The organism is Thermomonospora echinospora, assembly GCF_900108175.1.
In the GTDB taxonomy this organism is placed as follows: Bacteria; Actinomycetota; Actinomycetes; order Streptosporangiales; family Streptosporangiaceae; genus Thermomonospora; species Thermomonospora echinospora.
The window spans coordinates 699,136-725,341 of record NZ_FNVO01000002.1 but is presented as its reverse complement, the minus strand read 5'-3'; the positions used below and the strand labels follow the sequence as shown (position 1 = coordinate 725,341).

Sequence of the window (26,206 nt, the reverse complement as noted above, 5' to 3'; positions counted from 1 at the left end):
GTATTCTCGGCCCGCGTGAGCACCGACCCCGAGACCCCGGCCGACCCTGTCCACGTGACGATCGTCCTGCCCTGCTACAACGAGCAGGACCATGTCATCGATGAGGTCGAGCGCATCTGCAAGGCGATGGACGCCGCCGGCAAGACCTACGAACTGCTGGCCGTCGACGACTGCTCCACCGACGCCACCCTGGAGCGGCTGCGGGAGGCGGCGCCCCGCTTCCCCAACATGCGGATCATGGCGTTCCAGCACAACAGCGGCTCGGGGACGGTCCGGCGGATCGGCACCCAGCAGGCGCGCGGCGACATCGTGGTGTGGACCGACGCCGACATGACCTACCCCAACGAGCGGATCCCCGAACTGGTGGAGATCCTGGACACCGACCCGGCGGTGGACCAGGTGGTGGGCGCCCGGCTGACCGAGGCCGGCACCCACAAGGTGCTGCGGGTGCCCGCCAAGTGGTTTATCCGCAAGGTCGCCGAGCGGCTCACCAACACCAAGATCCCGGACCTGAACTCCGGGCTGCGCGCGTTCCGCCGCGAGGTGTCGCTGCCCTACCTGCGGCTGCTGCCGCCCGGGTTCTCCTGCGTCACCACGATCACCATCGCGTTCCTGTCCAACCAGCACCCGGTGCACTACCTGCCGATCGACTACTACAAGCGGGCCGGCACGTCGAAGTTCCACTTCACCAAGGACGCCTACCGCTACATCCTGCAGGTGCTGCGGATGGTGATGTACTTCAACCCGCTCAAGGTGCTGATGCCGCCGGCGCTGTGGCTGCTGGGCATCGGCATCGCCAAGGGCGTGTTCGACATGGTGGTGCACTTCGGCTACTTCGCCAACAACACCGTGATGATCTTCATCACCGGGTTGCTGATCGCCTCGCTGGCGCTGCTGGCCGACCTGATCGTGCGCTCGCGGGGTGACACATGAGGATCGGGATCGTCGGCCCGGCGTTCCCCTACAAGGGCGGCGGCGCGCACCACACCACCGAACTGGCGCACCGCCTGGCGGCGGCCGGCCACGATGTGGTGATCGAGTCGTGGAAGGCCCAGTACCCGGGCTTCCTGTACCCGGGGCAGCAGACGATTGACGCACCCGAGGGCGAGCCGTTCCCCGGCACCCGCCGCGAGCTGGCGTGGTACCGGCCGGACGGCTGGCTGCGCACCGGCCGCGCGCTGCGCTCGGCCGACCTGGTGGTCGTGGCGGTGCTCACCCCGATCCAGGTCCCGTCCTACCTGGGCATCCTGCGGGGCCTGCGCGGCCGGGCGAGGACGGTGGCGCTGTGCCACAACGTGCTGCCGCACGAGCGCAAGCCCTACGACGTGCCGCTGATGAAGGCGCTGCTGCGCCGAGTCGACGGCGTCCTGGTCCACTCCGAGCAGCAGGCGGAGCTGGCCCGCACGCTGACGAGCCGCCCGGTGACCGTCGCCGAGATGCCCCCGCACCTGCCGGCGCGTCCTTCCGGGAGCCTCTCCGGTGAGGGCGTCCGCAACCGGCTGCTGTTCTTCGGCATCGTCCGCCCCTACAAGGGCCTGGACGTGCTGCTGCGCGCTCTGGCCGCGGGACCGCCCGAGGTGAACCTGACCGTGGCGGGCGAGTTCTGGGGCGGAGTGGACGAGACCCGCGCGCTCATCGCCTCCCTTGGCCTGACCGAGCGGGTCGAACTGCGCTCCGGCTACGTTCCCGCCGCCGACGTCCCCGGCCTGTTCGCCGACGCCGACGCCCTGGTCCTGCCCTACCGCTCCGCGACGGCCTCCCAGAACGTCTGGATGGCCTTCGAACACGGAGTCCCGGTCATCGCCACCCGCGTCGGCGGCTTCCCCGACCAGATCCGCGACGGCGTGGACGGCCTGATCTGCGAGCCGGACGACGAGGGTTCGCTCACCGACGCCCTCAAGCGCTTCTACGCCCCCGGCGAGCCGGAACGCCTGCGCGCCTCCGTCCGCCCCGTCGACGACGCCCCGCTGTGGTCCGCCTACCTGGACCGACTGCTGTCCGGCTGACCGCTCTGGAGGACGTGGTCGCGTACGTGTGCGTCAGACGGCGAGGGGCGTTGCGGACAAGCGGCTGCACACTATCGACCCCCAAGGACACCGGCGGTGGCCTGCCATGGGCGGCCGTCTGGGCCGTGGGCGGCCCGGTCACAGTGGGGTGAGGAAGTCCCGTACCGCCGAGGCGAAACCGGGCAGGTCGTCATCGTGTACCCAGTGCCCGCAGCCGGGGAACTCCCGCAGCGTGGTCCCGGGGCGCCGTTGCGCCATCTCCCGCGCCATCGAGGTCGGCAGCACGAAGCTGTCCAGGCCGTGGATCAGCAGGGCCGGGCAGGTGGAGGCCAGCCAGTCCGGCCACCAGTCGCCGATCAGCGCCTCCTGCGACCGCATCATGTCGTCGTAGTCGAACAGGAATCCCCAGCCGTCCGGCCGTTCGACGGCGCTCTCCAGGAAGTAGCCCGCGTCCGGGATCCCCTCTTCCTCGACCCGGCGCTTCAGCTCGCCCAGCGTCGGGGCGCGTTGTGGCCAGTCCCGTACGTCCAGCACCGGGTGGGGGATCTCGGGTCGCCGGTTGCAGGCGCCGCCCTCCTCGACGACCAGTGCCCGGACCAGTTCGGGGTGCCGCGCCGCCAGCCGGAACGCCACCACCCCGCCCATCGAGTGGCCGAGCACCACGAGCGGTCCCAGATCCAGAGAGCGCGCGAAGGCGGCGGCGTCGGCCACGTAGGCGTCCGGTGAGAAGTCGCCGTCACGCTCGCTGTGCCCGTGCCCCCGCTGCTCCAGCGCGATCAGGCGGTACTCCGGCGCCAGCGCGGCGGCCGCCCCGGCGAACGACCGGGCCCGCCCGAAGTGCCCGTGCAGTGCCAACACGGGCACCCCCGCACCACCGAAGTCCACGAAGGACAGCCGCATCCCCCGGACGGTCGTCGTCCTCGCGGTGGTCATCGTCATTCCCTCCGATGTCGAAGAGGGGTTGCCCGGCGCATGAATCGTTCGCTCCCGGAGTACCTGTCCCGGCCGCTTCCCGGACAGATGGAGGGCGCCCGTCACCGCCGCGCATGATCTCCGGGGAGCCGACAGGCCACTCTAGGGCGTTCTGGTTCACGATCGCAGCCCGTGATCCTGCATCCGGCATCCTCTGCGGCCCCGACGACACCGCCTCCCTCACCGAAGCCCTCATACGCTTCTACGCCCCGGGTGAGCCCGAACGCCTGCGCGCCGCCTGGACGACCGGAGGATGCGGTTCCAGCGACGTGGTGTTGGACGCTCTGCGGGGCCAGGTCGCCGACCGGCGCTGGAACAGTCGCCTCGCTGCCAGGGGACGGTTCGTGTTCGTCGGCGAGCGAGTGTCCGTGTCAGGGGCCGGTCCACCAGGGAGTGACCTGGATCGCCAAGGCGTGCCTGGACGACGACCCGGCGAAGACCCCTGCCACGCGGAGCGGAGGCTCATCTCTCGTACGGTGAACCAGCTCTGGTTGTGCGTTGACGGACGCGGTGCTGCCGGTGCCGAGCTGGCCGATGTGGTTGCGGCCCCAGGCGTAGATGGAGTACCTGGGGAAGGCCGGATCAGGAGGCGTCTGGGCCAGGCTGAAGTCCACGCCCGCCGATACGTTGTGGATGGCGCTGAGCGACGGGATCAAGGTAGGGGTGGTGCGATTGACCAGGTCACCGAACCCGAGTTGCCCGTAGGAGTTGTCGCCGAAGGCGTAGATCTGATAACTCGTCGTCAACGCCAGGCTGTGATGGCCGCCCGCCGCGACGTTCTGCACCCGTGCCGGGATGGGCACCTGCACCGGCGTCAGCTGGTCCTGATAGGACGAGCCGGTGCCGAGTTGGCCACTGGCGTTGCGGCCCCAGGCGAACAGCTTGTCGTCGTTGCGCACCGCCAGGTTGTGGTGGATGCCGGCGGCCACCGCACGCACATTGTTCAGCCCGTACACCGGTACCGGAGCGGGTCGCGGTGACGCGGTCCCGTCACCGGCCTCCCCGTCGTCGTTGAGCCCCCAGGCGTAGACCAGCCCGTCCCAGGTGAGCGCCAGCGCGTGGTCATAGCCGGCGGTGATCTGGATGATCCCCTCCAGCCCGGGGACCAGGGCCGGGGAGCGTATCGGCCCGCTGGTCGTGCCCAGGCCGAGCTGCCCCTTGTCGTTGCAGCCCCACGCGTAGACCCGGCCCGTGCCCGTCAACGCCAAACTGAAATCACGGCCGGCGGCGACCCCGTACATGTTCGACGGTGCTCCACGGACCGGCTCCGGAACGTTCCGCGAACCCCCGGCGGTGCCCAGTTGACCGCAGGAGTTGCTTCCCCACGACTGCAGGACCCGGTTCGGCCCGATGCCCAGGCTGTGCGTCTCGCCGGTGGCGACCTGGCTGTACCTGGACTGCGGCCACCCGGCGACCTCCACCGGCGTTCTGTGCTGTGCCTGGACGATCCCACTGCCGGCCTGGCCGTACGCGTTCGAACCCCAGCCCACCGTCCGGTTGATCGGCGTTCCTGTACCGTCGTCGGCCGCGGCTGTACCCGACGGTGCGATGACCGTGGCGATGACCACCGCGGCCATCGTCACCGTCCTTCTCCTCAGCGTTTCTCTCATGCTCATGACCTCGCTTCATCAGGATGGGGAGTGCACGCCTCGGCGCTCGCGAGGCTGCGATCGTCTGCCGGCGGAGGGCGGCCCGCAGCATCCCGGCCGCCGCCTGCCGGCCTTCCCGGAGAACTCGGGGATGTCAGGTCGGGACGAACTCCTTGCGGACTTCGTTCGACTTGACGATGTAGTAGGTGCCGTTCGTCCGCACGAACCGGTTCTCCGTGTAGACCTCATCGCGGCTGATCGAGTCCTCGTTCAGGGAAACCCGGTGCACGGTGAACGTGTCCCAGAGCGAGGGGTAGCGGCGGTCGAGCAGATAGTCGTCGTTGTCCGGCCAGTCGGCCCCCCAGTAGATGGTCTGCGTGATCTTGTCGGTGCTCCGCTCGGGGACGCACCTGTTCGAGACGTGCAGGTAGGAGATGTTGCCCCGCACCGGGGTGATGGAGAGGACGCAGCCTGCGGCGGCCGCCTGTGCGGGGCCCGTGACGGACACCGCCCCGACGGTCGCCAGCGCCGCCGCCGCGAGCGCCCCCGCGGCCTTCTTGTGGATCCTCATGTTCGCCGTTCCGTTCCTGTCGTCCGGTGCGCGCCGGTGCGCCGCACCTGTTCGCCGCAGTTGATGAGCACGGCCGCGGCCTGGTTCGCCGCACCGGTTGCCGCCCGGTTGCCGCCCTGCTCACCGCTCGGCAAGCGGGTCTGTGCGGCGCTCGACGTCTGACGCCCCGTCCGATGGCAGAAGGTCGGCCCATGCGGGCCGGGATCACTGCCGTCTGAAGGAACGTGCGACGGGCGCCCTTCCCCGCGGAGGGGAGAGGCGCCCGGAGGAGGCGAGGTCAGCTCCACCAGCCGTGGACGGTGTTGGAACGGACGGAGTAGAGCCCGCCGGTGGACTTCTGGAAGCGAACCTTGACGTAGATGTCGTCCTTGTCGCCATAGTCCTCGTTGAGGACGGAGCCATGGACGTAAAGGCTCGCGGGATAGTAGTTCGGCGGGTACACCGTCGCGAGGTAGTCGTCGCTCCAGGTGTCCTCTCCCCAGATCTGGACGTCGTAGATGAAGTCCGGCGGGGAGATCGAGCCCTCCTTGCAGGTGACGTTGACGTACTTGTAGCCGGCGGTGGAGGCGTTGGTGACGGAGTCGATGGTGCACGTGACGCTGGCCGCGGAGGCCGCCGGCGCGGTCACCACGCCGACGCCTCCGGCCACCACCGCGGTGGCGACGGCCAGTTGCGCGAGACGATTGTTCGTCCTGCCCATGTGAGCGGATCCTTTCTGACGCTGTTCCCACGGTCCGGACGTGAGCACGAGGCGAGTTCCGGGCTGCTTCACCCGGCCTCGCCGTGCCGTTCCGGGGATGTGCTCTCCGGTCTCAGGGTCCAGCGCGGCTGTTGCCGCTCGGTTGTCGTGGAACACGACGGGCCCTCGCCCGGCGGTGAGGGCCGTTTCTCGGCCGCGGCCCGTGGCCCGGCCGGCGTTCCCAGCCGGCGGATCACCTTGGCCGGGGGAGCGGCCCGTAGGGCGCACCGGCAGGATGCGCGACCTCGCCGGGAACCGCGGCGTGATACGCGTCAGGGGCGCACCGCGGTGTCGCGGGCGCCCCTGACGGAGTGTCGTACCGGCTTACCGGCTTACCGGCCCTGGCTCACAGGTGCGGGTCGATGGCGGCCAGCAGGGCGCGCTTGGGCTTGGCGCCCACGATCTGCTGGACGACCTCGCCGCCCACGTAGAGGTTGAGGGTCGGCAGGCCCATCACGCCGGCCTTGGCCTGGGTGGCCGGGTTCTCGTCGGCGTTGAGCTTGGCGATCGTGAGCCGGCCGTCGTACTCGGCGGCGATCTCGTCCAGGATCGGCGCGATCATCCGGCACGGCCCGCACCACTCGGCCCAGAAGTCCACCAGCACGGGCTTGTCGCTCTTGAGCACCAGCTCGTCGAACGTCTCGTCGGTCACCTTGATCGGTGCGCTCACGATCTCTCCTTCATCGACTGCCTATCGGTGTCAAGTCTGTCGGCGGCCGGTTCATTCCCGCCCTGCGGCCCATCGCGAAGGCCGCCGCCGCGCAGGTCAGATCGGCCAGGGACAGCAGCACCCGGGACACCAGCGCCACCACCAGCGGGGCGCCGGCCGGCAGCACCGGCGACAGCGTGATGACGATCACCGCCTCCCGGGCGCCGAGCCCGTTGGGCGCGATGAAGACCAGAAAACCGGCCGTGAACGCCAGCGCGTACGCGCCGGTCGCCAGGAACGGCAGGCCCCGGCCGTCCCCGCCGGCCGCGTTGGCGATCAGCCAGGTGTGCACGCCGAACAGCGCCCAGCCCACCACCGTCCACGCCACCGCCCGCAGCGTCACCGCCAGGCTCACCGGATGCTCCAGCGGGGGCCGCCGCACCAGCCGGAGCAGCAGGTCGATGCCCCAGGTGACGATGCGGGGATGCAGGCAGGCCATCAGCACCGGCGCCAGCAGGAACAGCCACCAGTAGTCCTCGGTGGCCGCGGGCGAGGTCAGCGGCAGCGTCACCGCCGCCACCGCCAGCCCGGACGCCGTCGTCGACGCGATCGCCAGCAGCGAGGAGCTGACGTTGCGGATGCGGGGGATGTCGTACTGGCGGCCCAGCTCCATCTGGGTGACCAGCGCCCACACCTTGCCCGGCACGTACTTGCCGAGCCCGGAGATGAACGACAGCCGTGAGGCGGCGGTCAGCGGCAGCGGCGAGCCCAGCCCGGCCAGGAAGACCCGCCAGCCCAGCATCCACGCGACCAGCCCGCCGACCCCGGCCAGGAAGGCGCCGACGATGGCCGCCCACGACATCCGCGCGAACGCCTCGCGGGTCTCCTCCCACTGAGACACCAGGCTGTAGGCGCAGAAGGCCACGGCGAGCAGCACCAACAGGGCCCGCGCCGCGCTCATGACCCGCTGCTTGGAAAACACCCGCCATAGCCTAGGCGAGCCGCCCGGCACCCCGCCCCGGACCGTACGACACCGTACGACACGGATCGGGAGAGCGGCCGCCGGCGCGCCATCCCCGGAACAGCCCTGAGACGGCCGGGCGCCTCCGGGACAGCCCTGAGACGGCCGGGCGCCTCCGGAACAGCCCCGCGGATGGCCGGATGGGGACCGCCGGAGGCGGTGAGGCAATAGGCTGGCCTGCGCTATGAAGCTTGCTGATGCGGTCGCCTTCGTCGGCCACCAGGTGCACATTTGTCGGTTCCGCGAGGCCGGGACGCTGCTGCGATGGATGGGCGGCGACCTGCGCGGCAAAAAGGTGCTCGACGTCGCGGGCGGCGACGGGTACTGGGCCGGGCAGGCCCGCAGGCGCGGAGCGCACGCGGTGTCGATCGACATCGCCCGCGGCAAGATGGAGTACGGCAAGACCCTGGCGCACTCCCCGGCGCTGATCGAGGGTGACGCCCTGGCGCTGCCGTTCGCCGACGGTGCCTTCGACGCCGTCCTGTCGGTCTGCGCGATCGAGCACTTCGACGACGGCGGGCGGTCGCTGGCGGAGATGGCGCGGGTGCTGCGTCCCGGCGGGGAGATCTTCATGTCCGCCGACGTGCTGAGCCGCGCCGACGCCTGGCCCAAGCTGCGCGACGCCCACAAGGCCAAGTACCACGTCCAGCACACCTACACCCACGAGTCGCTGGGCGGGCTGATGGACGAGCACGGCCTGGACGTCGTGGGGTACTCCTACCAGTTCCGCACCGCGGCGGCCGAGCGGCTGTACCTGTCGCTGTCGGCCTACGGCGGCAGGGTGGGCTTCAACGCCGCCGCCCCGCTGGCCCCGCTGGTGGCGCTGGCCGACCGGCGCGCCCCCAACGACCGGGGCAGCATCGTGCTCGTCCGGGCGCGCAAACGGGCCTGAACCGCCGCCTCCAGGGACGACCCTGGACGGATACCCGCCAGGACCCACGGGATCGGCGTACCCTCTCAAACGGGACGTGATCCCCGACACGACGATCCTAGGGAGGACCGTGGCGCCTCGGATTCTCGTCGACGCCACCGCCGTACCCGCCGACCGTGGTGCGCTGGGCCGATATGTGGACGGACTGCTGGGCGCCCTGCACGAGCTGGGCGCGGACCTGGTGGTCGCCTGCCAGCGCTCCGACGAGGCCCGGTACGGCGCACTGGCCCCCCGGGCACGGATCGTGGCGGGACCGGTGACGCTGGTCCACCGGTCCGCGCGGCTGGCGTGGGAGCAGAACGGGCTGCCGCTGGTCGCCAGGCAGACCGGCGCGGATGTCATCCACCAGCCGTACTACATGGTGCCGTTGCAGGCCGGCTGCCCGACCGTGGTGACCGTGCACGACGTGACGCACTTCAGCGAGCCGGAGGAGCACGACCCGGTCCGCTCCGGCTACCTGCGCTCGGCCACCCGCACGGCGGCCCGCCGCGCCACCCGGCTGATCGTGCCGTCCAACGCGACCCGGGACGAGCTGGTGCGGCTGCTGGCCGCGGACCCGGCCCGGATCGACGTGGCCTACCACGGCGTCGACCACCGGGTCTTCCGCCCGCCCGCCGCCGACGAGGTCAAGCGGGTGTCCGACCGGCTCGGCCTGCACGGCCATCCCTACATCGCGTACCTGGGCGCGCTGGAGCCCCGTAAGAACGTGCCCAACCTGATCCGCGGCTGGGTGCGGGCCGTCGCCGAGATGCACGAGCCGCCCGCCCTGGTGCTGGCCGGCGGCCCCGGGGGCTGGGACGACGAGGTGGACGCCGCGCTGGCGACCGTGCCGGTGCACCTGCGGGTAATCCGGCCTGGCTATCTGAGCCAGGCGTCGCTGCCGGGCCTGCTCGGCGGCGCGCTGGCGGTGACGCTGCCGAGCCGGGGCGAGGGCTTCGGCCTGCCGGTGCTGGAGGCGATGGCCTGCGGCGCCCCGGTGCTGACCACCCGCCGCTCATCCCTGCCCGAGGTCGGCGGGGACGCGGTCGCCTACACCGAGCCGGACGCCGACGCCATCGCCGCCGCGCTGCGCGAGCTGATCAGCGACCCGGGCCGGCGGACCGCGCTGGCCGAGGCCGCGGTCCGCCGGTCCGAGCGGTTCAGCTGGACCGTCTCGGCCGAGGCGCACCTGAGGTCCTACCGGCACGCGGCGGGCCTGCTCGCGGGCCAGTGAACCTTTCCGGCCCGCGTACCGTTCCGGGAGTCGGGCGCGGCGATCATGAGGGGAAAGTTGACTAGGCTCGGTGCCCCGAGGGTCGCGTCGATGTCGAAGGGGAGCGCGTGGAGGCAATTCTTCTGGTGGGCGGGCAGGGCACCCGGCTGCGGCCGCTGACGCTTTCCACCCCCAAGCCGCTGCTTCCCATGGCCGGCGTCCCGCTGCTGGAGCACCAGCTCACCCGGGCCCGGGAGGCGGGGGTGCGGCGCATCGTGTTCGCCACCTCCTACCGCGCCTCGATGTTCGGCGAGGCGTTCGGGGACGGCTCCCGGCTGGGCCTGGAGATCGTGTACGTCACCGAGGACGAGCCGCTGGGCACCGCGGGCGCCATCCGCAACGCTTCGGAGGCGCTGACCGGCGGCTCCGCCGACCCGGTGGTGGTGCTCAACGGCGACATCCTGTCCAGCCATGATCTGAGCGCCCAGCTCGCCGCGCACCGCAAGGCCGACGCGGCGGTCACCCTCCACCTGACGCTGGTGGAGGACGCGCGGCGGTACGGGGCGGTGCCGACCTCCCCGGACGGCCGGGTGCTGGCGTTCGTGGAGAAGTCCCCCAACCCGCCGACCAACCAGGTCAACGCGGGCTGCTACATCTTCCGCCGGTCGGTGATCGACGAGATCCCGCCGGGCCGGGTGGTGTCGGCCGAGTACGAGGTCTTCCCCGGTCTGCTGGCCGGCGGCGCGGCGATCATCGGCTATGTGGAGGCGGCGTACTGGCTGGACGTGGGCACTCCGGCGGCGTTTGTGCGCGGCGCGTCCGACCTGGTCACGGGGGCGATGACCTCGCCGGTGGTGTCGGGCGCCGAGCACGGCGTGCTGAGCCTGGACGGCGCGTTCATCGCGCCCAGCGCCCAGGTCGGCGGTGGCACCACGGTCGGTGAGGGCGCCCGGGTGGGGCCGAAGGCGCGGGTCGAGTCCAGCGTGCTGTTCGACGGCGCGGTGGTGGAGTCGGCCGCCCGGGTGGTGCGCTCGGTGATCGGCCGGGGCGCCCGGATCTGCACCGGCGCGGTGCTGGAGGACGTGGTGATCGGGGACGGGGCGTGCGTCGGCCCCGGCAACGAGCTGTTGAACGGGCTGCGGGTGTGGCCGGGCGTCGAGCTGCCCCCGATGGCCGTCCGGTTCTCCCACGACGCCTGACATCAAGAGGAACATCCCGTTCCTCACGAGGCCGAGGCGGTCGTCTACCCTGCCGGCATGACCGTGGTGTGCCGTACCCGGACGTGGCGGCCGCCGTGGCCGCTGGACGTGGCCGGGACGCTGGAGCCGCACTGCCGTGGCCGCCACGACCCGGCGTACCGGGTGACGGCCGACGGGGCGGTCTGGCGCGCCTCGTTCACTCCCGACGGGCCCGGCACGCTGCGCGTCCGGGAACGGGCCGACCTTGGCGTGGTGGAGGCGTCCGCGTGGGGGCCTGGGGCGGGCTGGTTGCTGGACGGGCTGCCGGAACTGCTGGGCGCCGAGGACGAGCCGGGGTCGCTGGAGCCGGTGCACGCGGTGGTCAAGGAGGGGCTGGCCCGGTGGCGGGGGCTACGCGTCGGCCGGAGCAATCGGGTCTTCGAGGCGCTGGTGCCGGCCGTGCTGGAGCAGAAGGTGGTCACCACCGAGGCTTGGCGGGCCTGGGGGTACCTGTTGCGGCGGTTCGGGGAGCCGGCCCCCGGCGCCCCGGAGATGCGGGTGCCCCCGCCGCCCGCCGTGTGGGCGCGCATTCCCTCATGGGAGTGGCACCGGGCGGGTGCGGAGGCGGTCCGGGCGCGCACCATCGTGAACGCCGCCCGGGCGGCGTCCCGGCTGGAGGAGGACGCCGCCGAGCGGCGGCTGCGGTCGCTGCCCGGGATCGGGGTGTGGACGGCCGCCGAGATCCGGCAGCGCGCGGTCGGGGATCCCGACGCCGTCTCGGTGGGCGACTACCATCTGCCCGCCCTGGTGGGCTGGGCGCTGGCGGGCCGCAGGGTCGACGACGCCGGGATGCTGGAACTGCTGGAGCCCTATGCGGGGCATCGGTACCGGGTCACCCGGCTGCTGGAGCGGTCCGGCCCCCGTCCCGCACGGCGCGGGCCGCGGATGCCTGTGCGCGACTATCGGTCCTGGTGAACCTCGGCCGGCCGTGCGAACGGCGGCCACGGCCGTCCGACCTGCGGCGCAGCCAGAAGTTGCCGGGGGCCCAGTCGAGGCCGTCACGGGTGTCGGCGCCGAACAGGGGGCCGAGGACGGCCAGGGTGATGAGCATGCCGATGACGAAGTACATGGGGGTCTTCCTTCGATGCAGAGCCCGGAAGGGCGTGAACGGTGGGCTCCCGCGCGGGTCGCGATCGGCCGGCGGGGTCGCCGTCCGCCGTCGCCCCTCCAGTCTGACCCCGGCGATTGTTCAGGTCCAGCGACGATTTCTGTACGAAGCATGTAAGAATCACTGAACTATGCTGGATCTGACCCGGGTGCGGATTCTGCGCGAACTCAAGCTGCGCGGCACGGTCGGCGCGGTGGCCCAGGCCCTGGGCTACAGCCCCTCGGCGGTCTCCCAGCAGCTCGCGCAACTCCAGCGAGAGGTGGGCGTCCCGCTGGTGGAGCGCGCGGGACGGCGCCTGCGGCTCACCGAGGCCGGCGAGGTGCTGGCCGGTCACGCCGAGGCGCTGCTGGCCCGCGCGCAGCAGGCCGAGGAGGAGACCGTGGCCGCCTCCGGCCGGGTGGTGGGGGCGGTGCGCGTGGTGGGGTACCAGACCGCGCTGATCAACCTGCTGGCCCCGGTGCTGCCCGGGCTGGCCGAGCGGCATCCGGAGCTGACCGTCGAGGTGATCGACGAGGAGTTCGCCCGGGTGCTGCAGGCGCTGGTGCTGCAGGAGGTGGACATCGTGATCACCGACGAGTACTCGGCGCTGCCCCGGCCCCGCCGCCCGGAACTGACGGCCCAGCACCTGATCACCGAGCCGATGCGGCTGGCGCTGCCGCGCGACCATCCGGCGGCGGCCGGCGACGGCCCGGTGCGGCTGGCGGACCTGGCCGGCGACGCCTGGGTGACCGGTCACCCAGGCACCAACCACGCCGAACTGCTGGAGCGGGCCTGCGTGGACCTGGCCGGGTACCGCCCGCACATCCGGCACCGCACCAACGACGTCCACGTGATGATGGCGCTGGTCGGGCAGGCGTCGGCGTCCTGCCTGTTCCCGGACGTGGGGCAGGCCGAGCGGTTCCCCGGCGTCGTGGTGCGCGACCTGGCCGACGCCGAACTGCGCCGCCACATCGTGGTCTGGACGCGGATCGGCGCCGAGGTGCGGCCGTCGGTGCGAGTGGTTCTGGAGGCGCTGCGGGCCTCCGCCGCCGACCTGACCGGGCGCTTCCCCAGCCTGACCCTGATGCGGCCCCGAGGGGAACGCGACGCCGGAACGGGCCGAGAACGGGAATAGACCCGGTCCGCACCTTGCTGACCGGTTTGCGAGCAGGGTCGGTCGGTGGCCGAATATGACGATTGGCATAGAGTGCGGGGCATGGACGCTGCCAGCACGGTGACCGAGTCGGCACTACGGCGGGCGCTGGCCCGCGCACGCGACGGCAAGACCCTCGACCATGCCGAGGCCACCACCCTGCTCCACGCCCGCGGCCCGCACCTCGACCGGCTGCTGGAGTACGCCTCCCGGACCCGTGACGCGGGCCTGGAGGCGGCCGGCCGGCCCGGGGTCGTCACCTACAGCCGCAAGGTGTTCATCCCACTCACCCGGCTGTGCCGGGACCGCTGCGGATACTGCACGTTCGCGACCGTCCCGCACCGGCTCGACGCCCCCTACCTCAGCCCCGACGAGGTACTGGAGATCGCCCGGCAGGGCGCGGCGCTGGGCTGCAAGGAGGCCCTGTTCACGCTGGGCGACCGGCCCGAGGACCGCTGGCGCCAGGCCCGCGAGTGGCTCGACGCGCACGGCTACGACGACACCCTCTCCTACGTGCGCGCCATGGCGGTGCGGGTGCTGGAGGAGACCGGGCTGCTGCCGCACCTCAACCCCGGCGTGCTGACCTGGCGCGACTTCCAGCGGCTCAAGCCCGTCGCCCCCTCGATGGGGATGATGCTGGAGACCACCGCGACCCGGCTGTTCAGCGAGCGCGGCGGCCCGCACTTCGGCTCCCCCGACAAGGACCCGGCGGTGCGGCTGCGGGTGCTGGAGGACGCCGGCCGCACCAACGTCCCGTTCACCACCGGCATCCTCATCGGCATCGGCGAGACCGTCGCCGAGCGCGCCGACGCCCTCTTCGCCATCCGCCGGACCATGCGCGAGTACGGCGCGATCCAAGAGGTCATCGTCCAGAACTTCCGCGCCAAGCCCGACACCAAGATGCGCGACACCCCCGACGCCGAACTGGCCGAACTGGCCGCCACCATCGCGGTGGCCCGGCTGGTGCTCGGCCCCAGGGCGCGGATCCAGGCCCCGCCCAACCTGGTGGACGACCAGTACGCGCTGATGCTGCGGGCGGGCATCGACGACTGGGGCGGCGTCTCGCCGCTGACCCCCGACCACGTCAACCCCGAACGGCCCTGGCCGCAGCTCGACGAGCTGGCCGCCAGGACCGCCGAGCAGGGCTTCACGCTGCGCGAACGGCTGACCATCTACCCCGAGTACGTCATGCGCGGCGAGCCCTGGCTGGACCCGCGGCTGTCGGCGCACGTCGCCGCGCTGGCCGACCCCGCCACCGGCCTGGCCCGCGAGGACGCCGTGCTCCAGGGACGCCCCTGGCAGGAGCCCGACGGCGGGTTCCCGCAGTCCGCCGGCCGTACCGACCTCCATGTCGAGATCGACACCACCGGCCGCACCACGGACCGCCGCGACGACTTCGACGAGGTCTACGGCGACTGGGACGCCCTACGCGACCGCGTACGGGGACCGCGCCGCTTCGACGCCGACGTCAAGGCCGCCCTCGCCCACGCCGAACGCGACCCCGCCGGCCTGTCCGACGACGAGGCCCTCGCCCTGCTGCACGCCGACGGCCCCGAGCTGGAGGCCCTGGCCCGGCTCGCCGACGACCTGCGCAGGGAGACGGCCGGCGACGACGTGACCTACGTCGTCACCCGCAACATCAACTTCACCAACGTCTGCTACACCGGCTGCCGGTTCTGTGCGTTCGCCCAGCGCCGCACCGACGCCGACGCCTACACGCTGTCGCTCGCGCAGGTCGGCGACCGGGTGGACCAGGCGTGGCAGGCCGGGGCCACCGAGATCTGCATGCAGGGCGGCATCCACCCGGACCTGCCCGGCACCGCCTACTTCGACCTGGCCCGCGAGGTCAAGCGCCGCGCCCCGGGCATCCACCTGCACTCCTACAGCCCGATGGAGGTCGTCAACGGCGCCAGCCGCACCGACATGTCCATCCGGGACTGGCTGCAGGCCGCCAAGGAGGCCGGGGTCGACTCGCTGCCGGGCACCGCCGCCGAGATCCTCGACGACGACGTGCGGTGGGTGCTCACCAAGGGCAAGCTGCCCGCCTCCGCCTGGGTCGAGGTGGTCACCACCGCGCACGAGCTGGGCATCCCGACGACGTCCACGATGATGTACGGGCACGTCGACACCCCGGCGCACTGGGTGGCGCACCTGCGGCTGCTGCGCTCCATCCAGGAGCGGACCGGCGGCTTCACCGAGTTCGTGCTGCTGCCGTTCGTCCACCACAACTCACCGATCTACCTGGCCGGGCTCGCCCGCCCCGGGCCCACCGCGCGCGAGAACCGGGCCGTGCACGCGCTCGCCCGGATCCTGCTGCACGGGGCGATCGACAACATCCAGTGCTCGTGGGTCAAGCTGGGCGACGAGCTGTGCGCCCAGGTGCTGCGGGGCGGGGTCAACGACCTCGGCGGCACGCTGATGGAGGAGACCATCAGCCGGATGGCCGGCTCCGACAACGGCTCGTTCAAGACGATCACCTCGCTGGAGGAGATCGCCACCCGCGCTGGCCGCCGCGCCGTCCAGCGCACCACCCTGTATGAGACGCCCTCGCAGGAACGGCAGGAGGCCGCCCGCCGCACCGACGGGGTGGGCCACTTCGCCCTTGGCGCCCCCGGGCGTGGCAGACTCGACCTCCCCCTGGTCACCTGATCCGCCCTCGCGGGGACCCCGCGGCGCCGGCCGGTCGGCCCTCGCTACGCTGCGGTCGCCTGACACGCCGTCCCGGGAGACGACCCCCCGGACCCCCGAGGCGCCGGTCGGGCGACCCCTGCTCCGCCGGCGCCCCGCCGCGGTCGCCCCACTGGAGGAACGCGCGTGGACGAAAGCCCCCCGCCGTCGAAGCCGGCGCCGTGGAAGCGGCCACGGGTGCTCGCGGCGGCCGTCGTCCTGCTACTGGCCGGACTGGGCGGCGGCGCCTGGGCGTACGGGACGCTGACCGAGCCGTGCACCGGGGCGCCGCTGCCGGTCACCGTCGTGGCGCAACCGGAGATCGCCCCGGCGCTGCGCGACATCGCCGACCGGTTCGGCACCCAGCGGCACCGCGTGGCCGGCCGGTGCGTCGAGGTGCAGATCACCGCCGAGAACTCCGCCAGGATCGCCGCCGACCTGGGCGGCGGCCGGGCGACCGCCGACGCCTGGGTGGCCGAGTCGGCGGTCTGGTTCACCGTGGCCCGCCAGGCGGGGGCCGACGAGTCGGTGATCCCGCCGCTGGCCGCGCCGCTGGCCGGGTCCCCGGTGGTGCTGGCCACCACCCGGCCGGCCGGCGAGGAGCTGAAGGCCGCCGGGGTCGAGCCGAGCTGGCGGCTGCTGCGCTCGGCCGACGCCGAGGGGGTCGGGCTGGCCCGCCGCATGCTGGACCCGGCCGACCACACCACCGGCACCTTCGCCATGATCGCCCTGGACCAGGTGGCCGGCGCCCGCGGCCGCTTCCTGGACGACCTGAAGCGCGCCGCCCCCAAGAGCATGCCGTCGCTGCTGGACGACCTGACCGCGCTCGAACGCTTCGACCGCCCCCTGGTGGTGACCAGCGAGCAGGCCGTGGTCGCCTACAACGAGACGCACCGGCCCAACCCCGCCGTCGTGCTGACACCGCGCGAGGGCACGCTGATGCTCGACTACCCGTTCGCGAACATCGCCAAGGACCCGCAGCGACGTGAGGCCGTCGAGGCGTTCGCCTCCGCCCTGCGGTCCCGGTCGACCCGCGAGACGCTGCAACGTTTCGGCTTCCGCGCCCCGGACGGCACCCTCAACGGCACCTACGCCCGCCGCCACGGCCTGGACGGCGATCCGCCCAGGCCGCTGAAGCTGCCGACCCCACGCCAGCTCGACCGCGCCTTCCGCGCCTGGAAATAGGGGCAGTGGTCAGCGGGTCTCGATGAAGGCGTCGGGCACCCTGGGCGGCCGTTCCCGGGGCGGCGCGGCGGCGTGACCGACGCCCACGGCGCCCATCGGGTCCCAGTCCCCGGGCAGGTCCAGCACCTCGCGGACGACGTCCCGGCAGAACATCGTGCTGGACACCCAGCACGACCCGAGCCCCTCCACGGCCAGCCCCACCAGCAGGTTCTGCACGCCCGCGCCCATCGCCACCAGGAACATCTCCCGCTCGGCCCGCGACCGGCGCGGGTCGGGATAGTCGTGCGAGCCGTCCATCACCAGGCACGGCACGATCAGGTAAGGGGCACGGCGCAGCACTTCGCCGCGCCGCAGCCGCTTGGCGATCGACTCCTCGGTGAAGCCGTCCCCGCGCAGGTCGGCCTCCCAGGCGTCGCGCATCGCGTCCAGCAGCCGGGTCCGTGCGTCCGCTGACTCCAGCAGCACGAACCGCCACGGCGTGGTGTGGTGGGGGGCCGGCGCGGTGATCGCCGCCGCCACCGCCCGCCGCACCGCCGCCGGATCGACCGGCTCCGCGGTGAACTCCCGGACGGTGCGCCGCGCGTACAGCACCTCCGCGGACCCGTACCGGAACATGTCCTCGGCGGCCGGGCGGATCAGGGCGCGCGCCCCCGGCCCGTCGGCGTCGGTGACCAGGCGGCCCAGCCCGCGCACCACCGCGACCGGCACCCCCGACAGCTTGCCCTTGACCAGTTCGGCGGCCGAGGCGATCTCGTCGGCCACGGCTGTCACGGTGGCGTCCAGCCGGTTGCCGTAGGAGTCGCTGCGGCCCCGCAGGTCCGCGAGCGGCGCCAGCCCGGCCGCCCCGATCGCCGCGTCCACCAGCCCCGTCCGCCAGGGCCGGCCCAGGGTGTCGGTGACCAGCACGGCGACGTTCGCCCCGGTCCGCTCGCGCAGCCCGGCGCGGATCCGGCGGGCCGAAGCGTCGGGGTCCTCCGGCAGTAGCAGCACGGTGCCGGGCGCGGTGTTGGAGGCGTCCACCCCGGCCGCGGCCAGCACCAGCCCCTGCCGGGTCTCCACGATCCGGGTCTCGCCGCCCGGATGCGCCCGCCGCGCCACCACCCGCACGGTCTCGGCGTCGATCGCCTTGCTCCGGTCGGTGGCGGCCAGCACCCGGCCCTCCGCCTTGCTGACGATCTTGGACGTCACCACCAGCACGTCCCCGTCGGCGGGCGCGCACGCCCCGGCGATCAGGGCGGCCAGGTCGTCGCCCTCGCGTACCTCGGGCAGCCCGGGCACCCCGAAGATCTCGATCGCGCCGCTCATCGCACCCCCTCCAGCGCCGCGCGGGCGCCGGTCGTCGGCGACGGGCGGGTCCGTACCGCGACGAAGCCGCTCATCGCACCTCCTCGGCCAGGTCCAGCGCCGCACGGGCGATGCCGGCGGCGGCGTCGACGTCGGTCATCAGCAGCGGGCGGGCCCGTACCGCGATGCCCTCGACGCCCTCCTCGGCCACCGCGGCGTCGGCGTCGTCGACCAGCCAGCCGTCCAGCAGGCCCGGCCCGTAGTGCTCGGCGACCGCGCGGGCCGTGGTCTCCACCCCGATCGCGGTCAGGCAGGCGTCGGCCATGCCCCGCACCGGCGCCCCGCCGATGATGGGGGAGACGCCCACCACCGTCCGGGCCGCCACCGCCTCGCGGATGCCCGGCACCGCCAGGATGGTGCCCACGCTGACCACCGGATTGGACGGCGGCAGCAGCACCACGTCGGCGCGCTCGATCGCGTCCAGCACCCCCGGCGCCGGCTTGGCCTCGTCGGCGCCGATCGGCGTGATCGCCTCGGCCGGCACCGAGGCCCGCAGCCGTACCCACCACTCCTGGAAGTGGATCGCCCGCCGGCCCTGCTCGTCGCTGATCACCACATGGGTCTCGACCCGGTCGTCGGTCATCGGGATCAGCCGCACCCCCGGCCGCCAGCGGTGGCACAGCGCCTCGGTGACGGCCGACAGCGGGTACCCCGCGTCCAGCATCTGGGTGCGCACGATGTGGGTGGCGAAGTCACGGTCGCCCAGGCCGAACCAGGTCGGCTCCACCTCGTAGGCGGCCAGCTCCTCCTTGACGTGGAACGTCTCGTCGGCGCGCCCCCAGCCCTGCTCCTCGTTGATTCCGCCGCCGAGGGTGTACATCACCGTGTCCAGATCGGGGCATACCTTCAGTCCGAACAGGAAGATGTCGTCGCCGGTGTTGCCGATGACGGTGATCTCGGCGTCGGGCGCGGTCTTCCTGAGCCCGCGCAGGAAGCGGGCGCCACCGATCCCGCCCGCGAGCACCACGATCCTCATGGCCGTCAAGCCTATGGGGGGCCGCGAGCGGCCTGGCGGGCGCGGTGGGCGGATGATCGCCTACCGGACGGCGGGGCACGCGGTGTGCAAAGCTTTGCTGGTCGGTCATAGCCGTTATCGGAACCAATCTGGAGACTGTCGTGAACAAGGAAGCGGTCCAGCGGCTGCGCGAGCCGGCCGCCTGGGTGCTGTCCATAGCGGCCGCCCTGCACGTGCTGGCCGGCCTGGTCATGTTGTTCATGGGCAAGCTGGTGGGCGGTGAGAAGTTCACCGGCCGGGCCATGAGCGAGACACTCCAGTGGGGGATGGTCTCGGGCATCACCGTGCCCGCGCTGCTGGTCGTCGCGGTGCTGCTGGTCACCTGGGGCGGCACGCCCACCCGGCAGGCGCGCACCATCGTGATGACGGCGCTGGGCGTGTCCGGGGCGGCCCTGCTGTTCGGGGTGATCGCCTGGCTGGCCGGCCTGGTCGCCGACACCGGCGGTGCGGAGGGCGCCGCGGCCGTCAAGCTCGCGGCCTTCCTCTTCGGCGCGGCCAAGCTCGCCGTCCTGGGCGTCGGCGCGTGGTTCACCTTCACCGTCTTCCAGTCGCTGCAGCCCGCCCGTCCCGCCCAGCCGATGCAGCAGGGCTACCCCGACTACGGCTACCAGCAGGGTCAGCAGCCCTACCAGGGCGGCTACCAGCAGCCGGTCGAGGGCCAGCACTCCCAGCAGCAGTACCAGCAGCCCCAGTACGACCCGCAGCAGTACCAGCAGTCCTCCCAGGGCGGCTACCAGCAGCCTCAGCAGAGCGGCGGTTACCAGCAGCCTCAGCAGGGTGGCTACCAGCAGCCCCAGCAGGGTGGTTACCAGCAACCCCAGCAGCCCCAGCAGCCCCAGCAGCAGGGTGGCCAGTCGCTGGAGGAGGAGAGCGCCGGCGAGTGGACCCGCGCGTACGGCGGCGGCGGACAGCAGGAGCAGCAGGGGTACGGGCAGCAGGGACACGGCCGGCCGGAGCAGCCGGGGCCCGAAAACGGTGGCGAGTGGTACCGCGATAGTCGCCCCTCGCAGTAATAACCAGGCCAACGCGGAGGTGCTTCGCGCCGAAACAACCGCTATGTGCTCGCCCGAACTCGTTCCGCTTGACGGAGCAGGCGCTACACACGTGTAATTTCGTAGGTGTAGTTCTTCTTCTCGGGGGGACAGAGGCTCGAGGGAAGGCGTGATCGGGGGCTCCACGGGCTAGGAGGTGCGCGTGAGCGAGGTCGTGATCCCGCTGGCGCACGGCACATTCGGTGAAGAGTTGGGCTGGCAGGAGCGTGCCTTGTGCGCGCAGACGGATCCGGAGGCGTTCTTTCCGGAGAAGGGCGGCTCGACCCGCGAGGCGAAGAAAGTGTGCCGGGCTTGCGAAGTACGGGCCGAGTGCCTGGAGTACGCGCTACAGCACGACGAACGTTTCGGTATCTGGGGCGGGCTGTCGGAGCGCGAGCGCCGCAAGCTCAAGCGGCAGGCGGTCTGAGCGGACGGGTGGGCCGGACGGGTCCGAAAGGGCCCGTCACGGTGTGTTTCCGGGGGATACCCGGCGCGAGCCGTACGCCTGCGCGTATGGTGAGTGCGCCGTGTCCGCCTCGCGGCCGTCCCCCGGGTCGGCCGGGGTCGGCGCGGCCGGCCCGGCCCGCCCCGCGGGCGGCCGACCCGTCCCCCCACCGCGGGGGACGGGCGGAACAACCGTCGACTCAGATCGAGGGGACCCTTGCCGCCCGCTCTCGATCGCCACGTCGTCACGGCCGTCCTGGTCGCCCATGAAGGGGCGCGCTGGCTGCCGGAGACGCTGAAGGCGCTGCTGACGCAGACCCGTCCGGTGCAACGCTTCGTCGCCGTGGACACCGGCAGCACCGACCGCGGCCCCGCCGTGCTCACCGAGGTCGTCGGCGAGGGCAACCTGCTGCGGCTGCCGTCCGCCACCGGCTACGGCGAGGCCGTGGCGCGGGCGCTGCGGCACCGCGCCGCCTCGCTGCCGGTGCCCGACGACGGTCCCGGCCGTCCCCGCAGCGAGTGGATCTGGCTGCTGCACGACGACTCCGCCCCGGCCGCCGACGCGCTGGAACGGCTGCTGCGGGCCGCCGACGCGGACCCGGGCGCCGCCGTCCTGGGGCCCAAGCTGCGCGACTGGGAGGACCGGCGGCTGCTGCTGGAACTCGGCGTGACCATCGACGGGGCCGGGCGCCGGGAGACCGGCGTGGAGCGCCTGGAGTTCGACCAGGGGCAGCACGACGGCGTCCGCGCCGTCCTGGCCGTCAGCACCGCCGGGATGCTGGTGCGCCGCGACGTGTGGGAGCGGCTCGGCGGGCTCGACGCCGCCTTCGGGCTCTTCCGCGACGATGTCGACTTCGGCTGGCGGGCGCACGCCGCCGGACACCGGGTGCTCGCGGTCGGCGACGCGGTGGTCTACCACGCCGAGGCGTCCGCGCGGGGACTGCGTGAGAGCGGCCTGCCCGCCGTTTCCCCGCGCCGCCGCGACCGCCGCAACGCGCTGTACGTCCTGCTGGCCAACCTGCCTCTTGGGCCGGCGGTGCGGGCGCTGGCCCGCAATCTGCTGGGCACCGCACTGCGCACCCTCTACCTGCTGGCCGTCAAACGGCAGACGGCGGCACGCGACGAGCTGGCCGCGTTCGGTGACGTGCTGCGCGCCCCGGGCAGGCTCCGCCGCGCCAGGGCGGCGCGGGCCGAGGGCAGGCGCGGGAGCGGCCGCCAGGTCCACCGCACCGTCCGGCGGTTCCAGCCGCGCCGGGTCGCGCTGCGCCGCCTGGTCGAACGGACCGCCGCGGCGCTCTCTGCCGAGGGCCGTCACCGCGGCGAACGTGACGACGCCCCGCCGGAGGGCCCCGGGCTGCTGCGGCGCGTGCTCGGCCACCCCAGCGCGGTCGTTGCGCTGAGCCTGGGCGTGGTCACGCTCGCCGCCGAGCGGACGGTGATCGCCGCGGGCAGCAGGCTCGGCGGCGGCGCGCTGGTGCCCGCCTGGGGCGGGGCGAGCGACCTGTGGGAGCAGTACGCGGCGGGCTGGCATCCGGTCGGCCTGGGCTCGGCCGAGCAGGCGCCACCGTCCGTCGGCGTGCTGGCCGCGCTGTCCACCCTGGCGTTCGGCAAACCCTGGCTGGCGGTGTCGGTCCTGCTGCTGGGCAGCGTCCCGCTCGCCGGGCTCACCGCCTACGCCGCCGCCCGCGCCCTGGTGGCGGAGCCGCCCAGGACCGGCCGCCGAGCGCTGCGGCAGGGCACCGGGCGCCGCATCCCGCTGCCGGCCGTGCGGGTCTGGATCGCGGTGACGTACGCGCTGCTGCCGGTGGCCACCGGCGCCATCGCGGGCGGCCGGCTCGGCACCGCCGTGGTGCTGGTGCTGCTGCCGCTGATCGTCTGGCAGGCCGCCCGGATGTACGCGCTGCCCCGCTGGCGGCCGGTACCGCGCAAACAGCGGCGCCGGGCCGCCTGGGCGGTGGCGCTGCTGCTGTCGGTCGCGATGGCGTTCGTCCCGCTGGTCTGGCTGCTGGCGCTGCCGGCCGGCGTGCTGCTGTGGGCGGCCTTCGGCTCCTCCCGGACCCGGCGCGTGGACCGCAAGCTGCTGGTCGCGCTGGGGGTCCCGCCGCTGTTGCTGCTGCCGTGGACGCTGGGGCTGCTGCGGCATCCCGCCCGGCTGCTGCTGGAGACGGGGCTGCACCCGGCCACCGGTCCGGCGCCCGGCGCGGTGTCGCTGCTGGCCCTCAACCCGGGCGGCCCGGGCACCCCGCCGCCGTGGGTGTTGTACGGGCTGCTGCTGATCGCGGTGCTGGCGCTGCCGCTGCGTAGCCGCCGCCCGGTGGTGCTCATCGGCTGGATGCTCGCGCTGTCCGGCCTGCTGGCGGCCGTCGGCGTCAGTGCCGTCACGGTGACCAAGGGCGCCGAGCGGGCTGCCGGCTGGCCGGGGGTGGCGCTGCTGGTGGCGGCGGCCGGGATCCTGCTGGCGGCCACCGCCGCCGTGCTGCGCTCCGTGGACACCCTCGCCGGCCGGGACTTGCCGTACCGGCTGGGCGGCGGGCTGGTGGTGCTGGCCGCGCTGACCGCGCCCGTGCTGGCCGGGCTGGCCTGGATCGCCGGGGGTGCCCGCGACCCACTCCGGGAGGTACCGGCCGGGGCCGTCCCCGGCTTTGTCGGTGGCCCCGCCGGGCCTCGCACCCTCGTGCTGAGCCGCGGCGACCGGGGCCGGGTCTCCTACACCGTGCTGCGGGGCGCCGAGCCGAGGTTGGGCGACACCGAGACACCGGCCGCCGAACCGGCGCGCCGCCGCATGGACGCTCTCGTCGCGGCGCTGGCCGCCGGGCACGGCGACGGCCCGGCGCTCACCCGGATGGGCGTGCAGTACGTGCTGGTGCCCCGGCCCGCCCAGGACCCGACGACGGCCGTGCTGGACGCCTCGCCGGCGCTGACCCGACTCAGCCGCACCGACGAGTTCGGCATCTGGCGGCTGCCGGCTCCCTCCGGCCGCCTGCTGCTGGTCCAGGGCACCACCGTCACCCCGCTGCCCGCAGGCCGGGTGGCGGCCTCGGTACGCATCCCGCCGGGCACCGGCACCCGCACCCTCCTGCTCGCCGAGCCCGCCGACGGCGGCTGGCGGGCCACACTGGACGGCACTCAGATCCCCGGACGCCGCGTGGACGACTGGGCCCAGGCGTACGACGTCCCCGCGGGCGGCGGCCACTTCGAGTTGCACCGAAGCATGCGCCTGCGCCACATCTGGGTCACCGTCCAGGGCGCGGCGTTCCTGGTCGTCGCGGTCCTGGCGCTGCCGGGGGCGCGGGCGGGCGCCATCACCGTCCCGGGCCGCACCCGTCGCCGCCCGGGCGCCCGCCGCGCCCGCCGCGCCGCCAAGCCCTCCGAGCCCCGCCGCGACCCCTCCGCCTCCCAGCCCACCCCGACCGCCGAACCGCCCGCCACCCGCGAGCGAGAATCCCCGGTCACCGCCGGAGAACATCCATGACCAAGCCCCCCGATCCCCCCACCCCCGACAACGACCCGACCGAGCCCCGCGAAACCCCCGAAGAACACGAACCCCGCCCCCGAGAAGAAGCCCAGCCCCCAGCCGAGACCACCCCGCGGCCCGAGACCACCCCGCAGGCCGAGACCACCCCGCGGGGTGAAGCCGTTCCACGGCGCGAGGCCGATCTGCGGGATGAGGCCGGTTCGCGGGGCGAGGCCGGTTCGCGGGGCGAGGCCGGTCTGCGGGGCGAGGCCGGTTCGCGGGGCGAGGCCGGTCTGCGGGGCGAGGCCGGTTCGCGGGGCGAGGCCGGTCTGCGGGATGAGGCCGGTCTGCGGGGCGAGGCCGAGCCGGGGAGTGAGTCGAAGGCGGAAGAGGAAGAGGAGGCCGGGGCGGCCGGGGGCGGGGTGGCGGATCGGTCGCTGAGGGAACGGGCGGAGGTGTGGGGGCGGCGGCTGGTGGCCCTGGCCGTGCGCGTGCTCCGGTACCGATATCTCACGGCGGCGCTTTTTCTGCTGGCGGCGCTGGCCCTGTACGGGGTGGCGGCGCTGTCCCGCCCGTCGGGGGAGCCGGCCGTTGCCGGGACGCGGGTCCCCGTCACCACGGCCGTGCTGGCCTGCCCCGCGCCCGGGGACGGCAGGGTCAGCGTCCTCACCCCGCCCGGATCGGCAGGAGGTGGCCGGGCCGAGGTCTCCGCCATGGCGGACGGTGCGGCCGTCGCGTCCATCACCAGACCTGGAACGCCCTGGAGCCAGGACCTGGAGAAGGGCCCCGGCGCCTACGCGGTCAGGGGGCAGGGGGCCCTTGCCGCGGGCCTACAGGCCGAGCGGACCACCTACGACGGCAAGGGCGATGACCGCGGCCTGGCGGCCACCCGCTGTGCCGCGCCCGGCACGGACCTGTGGCTCGTGGGCCCCGGGCCACTGGACGCCGAGCGGATCGACCTTCACCTGACCAACGTCGACGCCCAGCCTGCCACGGTCGACCTGACCGCGCTGTCCGGGGAAGGGCCGCTGGACACCGCCGACGGCCGCGGCACCCCGGTCGACCCGAACACCACCAAGGTCGTCCGGCTCGGGGACGGCCCCGAGGGACTCGGCGAGATCGTGAAAACCGCGCAGGTGGTGGCCCTGCGCGTGCGGGCCACCACCGGACGGGTCGCCGCGGCGGTACGCGTCCGGATGGCCGACGGGAAGGGGGAGGACTGGCTCCCCGTGGCGGGCGCGCCGGCCACATCGCTGGCGGTGCCCGGAGTCCCCGGCGGGCCGGGCGGCCGCCGCCTGCTGGTCGCGGTGCCGGGCCAGGACGACGCCCGCATCAAAGTGCAGGTGCTCACCGCCGCCGGGGCGTTCGCCCCCGAAGGCCAGGACACCCTGGACGCCCCCGCCGGAACCGTCACCCCGCTGGTCCTGGAACGCGCGCTGTCCGGCAAGGCCGCGGCGGTGCGGCTGGTCTCCACCAGGCCGATCGTCGCCGGGTTCACGGCCGAACGCGGCGACGACGTCGGCTACGGCGCGGCCACCCCGCCGCTGGCGGACGCGGGCGGGGTCGTCGCCGACAACAGGTTCGAGTCCTCGGTGCTGCTGACCGCGCCGGAAGGGGCCGCGGCCGTACGCGTCACCACGGTCGGCGGACGGGGTGCGGCCGGCAGCCCGCGGCAGGTGCGGATCGCCGCGGGCCGGACCGTCGAGGTCGAGCCCGCCGCGGCCGGCGACGAGGGCTTCGGCGTACTGATCGTTCCGCTGCCCGGCTCCGGGCCGGTGCACGCCGCCCGGGTGATGGAGACCGGACGGGACGGGAGGCTGTTCACGGTGCTGCCGGTCGTGCCCGCCGTCACCACGCTGCTGCTGCCGCCGGTGGCCGACTCCCAGCGCGCCCTCATCCCCTGAGCCGGGGGCGGGGG

Annotated in this window: 21 protein-coding genes; 13 read left to right on the top strand and 8 right to left on the bottom strand. The window is 73.6% G+C overall.

All coding sequences use genetic code 11. From position 1 onward, the window contains the following. Positions 1 to 15 precede the first annotated feature (15 nt). Together C4U03_RS07580 and C4U03_RS07575 are read left to right on the top strand one after the other, a co-directional pair. Positions 16 to 933, top strand: a complete 918-nt coding sequence (locus C4U03_RS07580; RefSeq protein ID WP_200827092.1) for a glycosyltransferase family 2 protein — start codon at positions 16 to 18, stop codon at positions 931 to 933. Further along, entirely contained in the window at positions 930 to 2,006 is a 1,077-nt protein-coding gene (locus C4U03_RS07575; protein WP_103936902.1) for a glycosyltransferase family 4 protein, read from the top strand. The genes C4U03_RS07580 and C4U03_RS07575 overlap by 4 nt, the downstream gene beginning before the upstream one ends. A gap of 138 nt (positions 2,007 to 2,144) precedes the next feature. On the opposite strand, the gene C4U03_RS07570 is transcribed toward C4U03_RS07575, so the two are convergent. The 6 genes from C4U03_RS07570 to C4U03_RS07545 all read right to left on the bottom strand — a co-directional run bounded on the left by C4U03_RS07570 (position 2,145) and on the right by C4U03_RS07545 (position 7,487). Next, positions 2,145 to 2,939 carry an alpha/beta fold hydrolase gene (locus C4U03_RS07570; RefSeq protein ID WP_200827091.1) on the bottom strand — a complete coding sequence of 265 codons (795 nt, stop codon included), beginning with the start codon at positions 2,937 to 2,939 and terminating at the stop codon, positions 2,145 to 2,147. Between the two features lie 410 nt (positions 2,940 to 3,349). Further along, complete coding sequence (locus C4U03_RS07565) at positions 3,350 to 4,555, bottom strand: RCC1-like domain-containing protein (RefSeq protein ID WP_235017703.1); 1,206 nt, start codon at positions 4,553 to 4,555, stop codon at positions 3,350 to 3,352. 166 nt (positions 4,556 to 4,721) lie between these two features. Further along, the gene (locus tag C4U03_RS07560) at positions 4,722 to 5,138 is read right to left on the bottom strand and encodes a hypothetical protein (protein ID WP_103936899.1); all 417 of its coding nucleotides are present in this window, start codon (positions 5,136 to 5,138) and stop codon (positions 4,722 to 4,724) included. A 277-nt stretch (positions 5,139 to 5,415) separates the two neighbouring features. Next, positions 5,416 to 5,838, bottom strand: a complete 423-nt coding sequence (locus C4U03_RS07555) for a hypothetical protein (protein ID WP_103936898.1) — start codon at positions 5,836 to 5,838, stop codon at positions 5,416 to 5,418. 385 nt (positions 5,839 to 6,223) lie between these two features. Continuing rightward, positions 6,224 to 6,547: a thioredoxin gene (trxA, locus tag C4U03_RS07550; protein WP_103936897.1), complete on the bottom strand. Its 324-nt coding sequence runs from the start codon at positions 6,545 to 6,547 to the stop codon at positions 6,224 to 6,226. Positions 6,548 to 6,557: 10 nt separating this feature from the next. Beyond that, positions 6,558 to 7,487: a lysylphosphatidylglycerol synthase domain-containing protein gene (locus tag C4U03_RS07545; protein ID WP_103936896.1), complete on the bottom strand. Its 930-nt coding sequence runs from the start codon at positions 7,485 to 7,487 to the stop codon at positions 6,558 to 6,560. A 244-nt stretch (positions 7,488 to 7,731) separates the two neighbouring features. On the opposite strand from C4U03_RS07545, the gene C4U03_RS07540 reads away from it, so the two are divergent. The 7 genes from C4U03_RS07540 (at position 7,732) to C4U03_RS07510 (ending at position 17,000) form a co-directional block, all read left to right on the top strand. Beyond that, positions 7,732 to 8,439, top strand: coding sequence for a class I SAM-dependent methyltransferase (locus C4U03_RS07540; protein ID WP_103936895.1), 708 nt, complete (start codon positions 7,732 to 7,734; stop codon positions 8,437 to 8,439). A 109-nt stretch (positions 8,440 to 8,548) separates the two neighbouring features. Continuing rightward, positions 8,549 to 9,691, top strand: coding sequence for a glycosyltransferase family 4 protein (locus C4U03_RS07535; RefSeq protein ID WP_103936894.1), 1,143 nt, complete (start codon positions 8,549 to 8,551; stop codon positions 9,689 to 9,691). A gap of 107 nt (positions 9,692 to 9,798) precedes the next feature. Next, positions 9,799 to 10,869 carry a mannose-1-phosphate guanylyltransferase gene (gene manB / locus C4U03_RS07530; RefSeq protein ID WP_103936893.1) on the top strand — a complete coding sequence of 357 codons (1,071 nt, stop codon included), beginning with the start codon at positions 9,799 to 9,801 and terminating at the stop codon, positions 10,867 to 10,869. A 57-nt stretch (positions 10,870 to 10,926) separates the two neighbouring features. After that, entirely contained in the window at positions 10,927 to 11,823 is an 897-nt protein-coding gene (locus C4U03_RS07525) for a DNA-3-methyladenine glycosylase family protein (RefSeq protein ID WP_103936892.1), read from the top strand. Between the two features lie 323 nt (positions 11,824 to 12,146). Then, positions 12,147 to 13,130: a LysR family transcriptional regulator gene (locus C4U03_RS07520; protein ID WP_103936891.1), complete on the top strand. Its 984-nt coding sequence runs from the start codon at positions 12,147 to 12,149 to the stop codon at positions 13,128 to 13,130. Positions 13,131 to 13,211: 81 nt separating this feature from the next. Next, the gene (locus C4U03_RS07515) at positions 13,212 to 15,797 is read left to right on the top strand and encodes a bifunctional FO biosynthesis protein CofGH (RefSeq protein WP_103936890.1); all 2,586 of its coding nucleotides are present in this window, start codon (positions 13,212 to 13,214) and stop codon (positions 15,795 to 15,797) included. A 165-nt stretch (positions 15,798 to 15,962) separates the two neighbouring features. Further along, positions 15,963 to 17,000, top strand: coding sequence for a substrate-binding domain-containing protein (locus C4U03_RS07510; RefSeq protein ID WP_103936889.1), 1,038 nt, complete (start codon positions 15,963 to 15,965; stop codon positions 16,998 to 17,000). 9 nt (positions 17,001 to 17,009) lie between these two features. Here the strand turns inward: C4U03_RS07510 and C4U03_RS07505 are convergent, their stop codons facing one another. Further along, positions 17,010 to 18,305 (bottom strand): coenzyme F420-0:L-glutamate ligase, encoded by a 1,296-nt coding sequence (locus C4U03_RS07505; RefSeq protein WP_103936888.1) that lies wholly within the window; start codon positions 18,303 to 18,305, stop codon positions 17,010 to 17,012. 70 nt (positions 18,306 to 18,375) lie between these two features. Then, positions 18,376 to 19,320 carry a 2-phospho-L-lactate transferase gene (gene cofD, locus C4U03_RS07500; RefSeq protein ID WP_103936887.1) on the bottom strand — a complete coding sequence of 315 codons (945 nt, stop codon included), beginning with the start codon at positions 19,318 to 19,320 and terminating at the stop codon, positions 18,376 to 18,378. 140 nt (positions 19,321 to 19,460) lie between these two features. Between cofD and C4U03_RS41665 the strand changes: the two genes are divergently transcribed. From C4U03_RS41665 to C4U03_RS07480, 4 genes are all read left to right on the top strand, one after another. Continuing rightward, on the top strand, positions 19,461 to 20,372 hold the full coding sequence (locus tag C4U03_RS41665; protein WP_103936886.1) for a hypothetical protein: 912 nt from the start codon (positions 19,461 to 19,463) through the stop codon (positions 20,370 to 20,372). A gap of 181 nt (positions 20,373 to 20,553) precedes the next feature. Then, a complete protein-coding gene (locus C4U03_RS07490; protein WP_103936885.1) occupies positions 20,554 to 20,817 on the top strand; it encodes a WhiB family transcriptional regulator in 264 nt (87 codons plus the stop codon). A 234-nt stretch (positions 20,818 to 21,051) separates the two neighbouring features. Next, positions 21,052 to 24,306: a glycosyltransferase family 2 protein gene (locus C4U03_RS42405; protein WP_103936884.1), complete on the top strand. Its 3,255-nt coding sequence runs from the start codon at positions 21,052 to 21,054 to the stop codon at positions 24,304 to 24,306. Next, positions 24,303 to 26,192 carry a DUF5719 family protein gene (locus tag C4U03_RS07480; RefSeq protein WP_103936883.1) on the top strand — a complete coding sequence of 630 codons (1,890 nt, stop codon included), beginning with the start codon at positions 24,303 to 24,305 and terminating at the stop codon, positions 26,190 to 26,192. Before C4U03_RS42405 ends, C4U03_RS07480 begins: the two co-directional genes overlap by 4 nt. The last annotated feature ends 14 nt before the right edge of the window (positions 26,193 to 26,206 follow it).

What these genes read in the sequence shown, in the direction of transcription:
- C4U03_RS07545 (WP_103936896.1), bottom strand. Translation starts at nt 7,487, where the DNA reads ATGAGCGCGGCGCGGGCCCTGTTGGTGCTGCTCGCCGTGGCCTTCTGC.
- C4U03_RS07565 (WP_235017703.1), bottom strand. Translation starts at nt 4,555, where the DNA reads ATGGCCGCGGTGGTCATCGCCACGGTCATCGCACCGTCGGGTACAGCC.
- C4U03_RS07525 (WP_103936892.1), top strand. Translation starts at nt 10,927, where the DNA reads ATGACCGTGGTGTGCCGTACCCGGACGTGGCGGCCGCCGTGGCCGCTG.
- C4U03_RS07560 (WP_103936899.1), bottom strand. Translation starts at nt 5,138, where the DNA reads ATGAGGATCCACAAGAAGGCCGCGGGGGCGCTCGCGGCGGCGGCGCTG.
- C4U03_RS07540 (WP_103936895.1), top strand. Translation starts at nt 7,732, where the DNA reads ATGAAGCTTGCTGATGCGGTCGCCTTCGTCGGCCACCAGGTGCACATT.
- cofD (WP_103936887.1), bottom strand. Translation starts at nt 19,320, where the DNA reads ATGAGGATCGTGGTGCTCGCGGGCGGGATCGGTGGCGCCCGCTTCCTG.
- C4U03_RS07505 (WP_103936888.1), bottom strand. Translation starts at nt 18,305, where the DNA reads ATGAGCGGCGCGATCGAGATCTTCGGGGTGCCCGGGCTGCCCGAGGTA.
- C4U03_RS07575 (WP_103936902.1), top strand. Translation starts at nt 930, where the DNA reads ATGAGGATCGGGATCGTCGGCCCGGCGTTCCCCTACAAGGGCGGCGGC.
- C4U03_RS07570 (WP_200827091.1), bottom strand. Translation starts at nt 2,939, where the DNA reads ATGACCACCGCGAGGACGACGACCGTCCGGGGGATGCGGCTGTCCTTC.
- C4U03_RS07515 (WP_103936890.1), top strand. Translation starts at nt 13,212, where the DNA reads ATGGACGCTGCCAGCACGGTGACCGAGTCGGCACTACGGCGGGCGCTG.
- C4U03_RS07555 (WP_103936898.1), bottom strand. Translation starts at nt 5,838, where the DNA reads ATGGGCAGGACGAACAATCGTCTCGCGCAACTGGCCGTCGCCACCGCG.
- C4U03_RS07520 (WP_103936891.1), top strand. Translation starts at nt 12,147, where the DNA reads ATGCTGGATCTGACCCGGGTGCGGATTCTGCGCGAACTCAAGCTGCGC.
- C4U03_RS07480 (WP_103936883.1), top strand. Translation starts at nt 24,303, where the DNA reads ATGACCAAGCCCCCCGATCCCCCCACCCCCGACAACGACCCGACCGAG.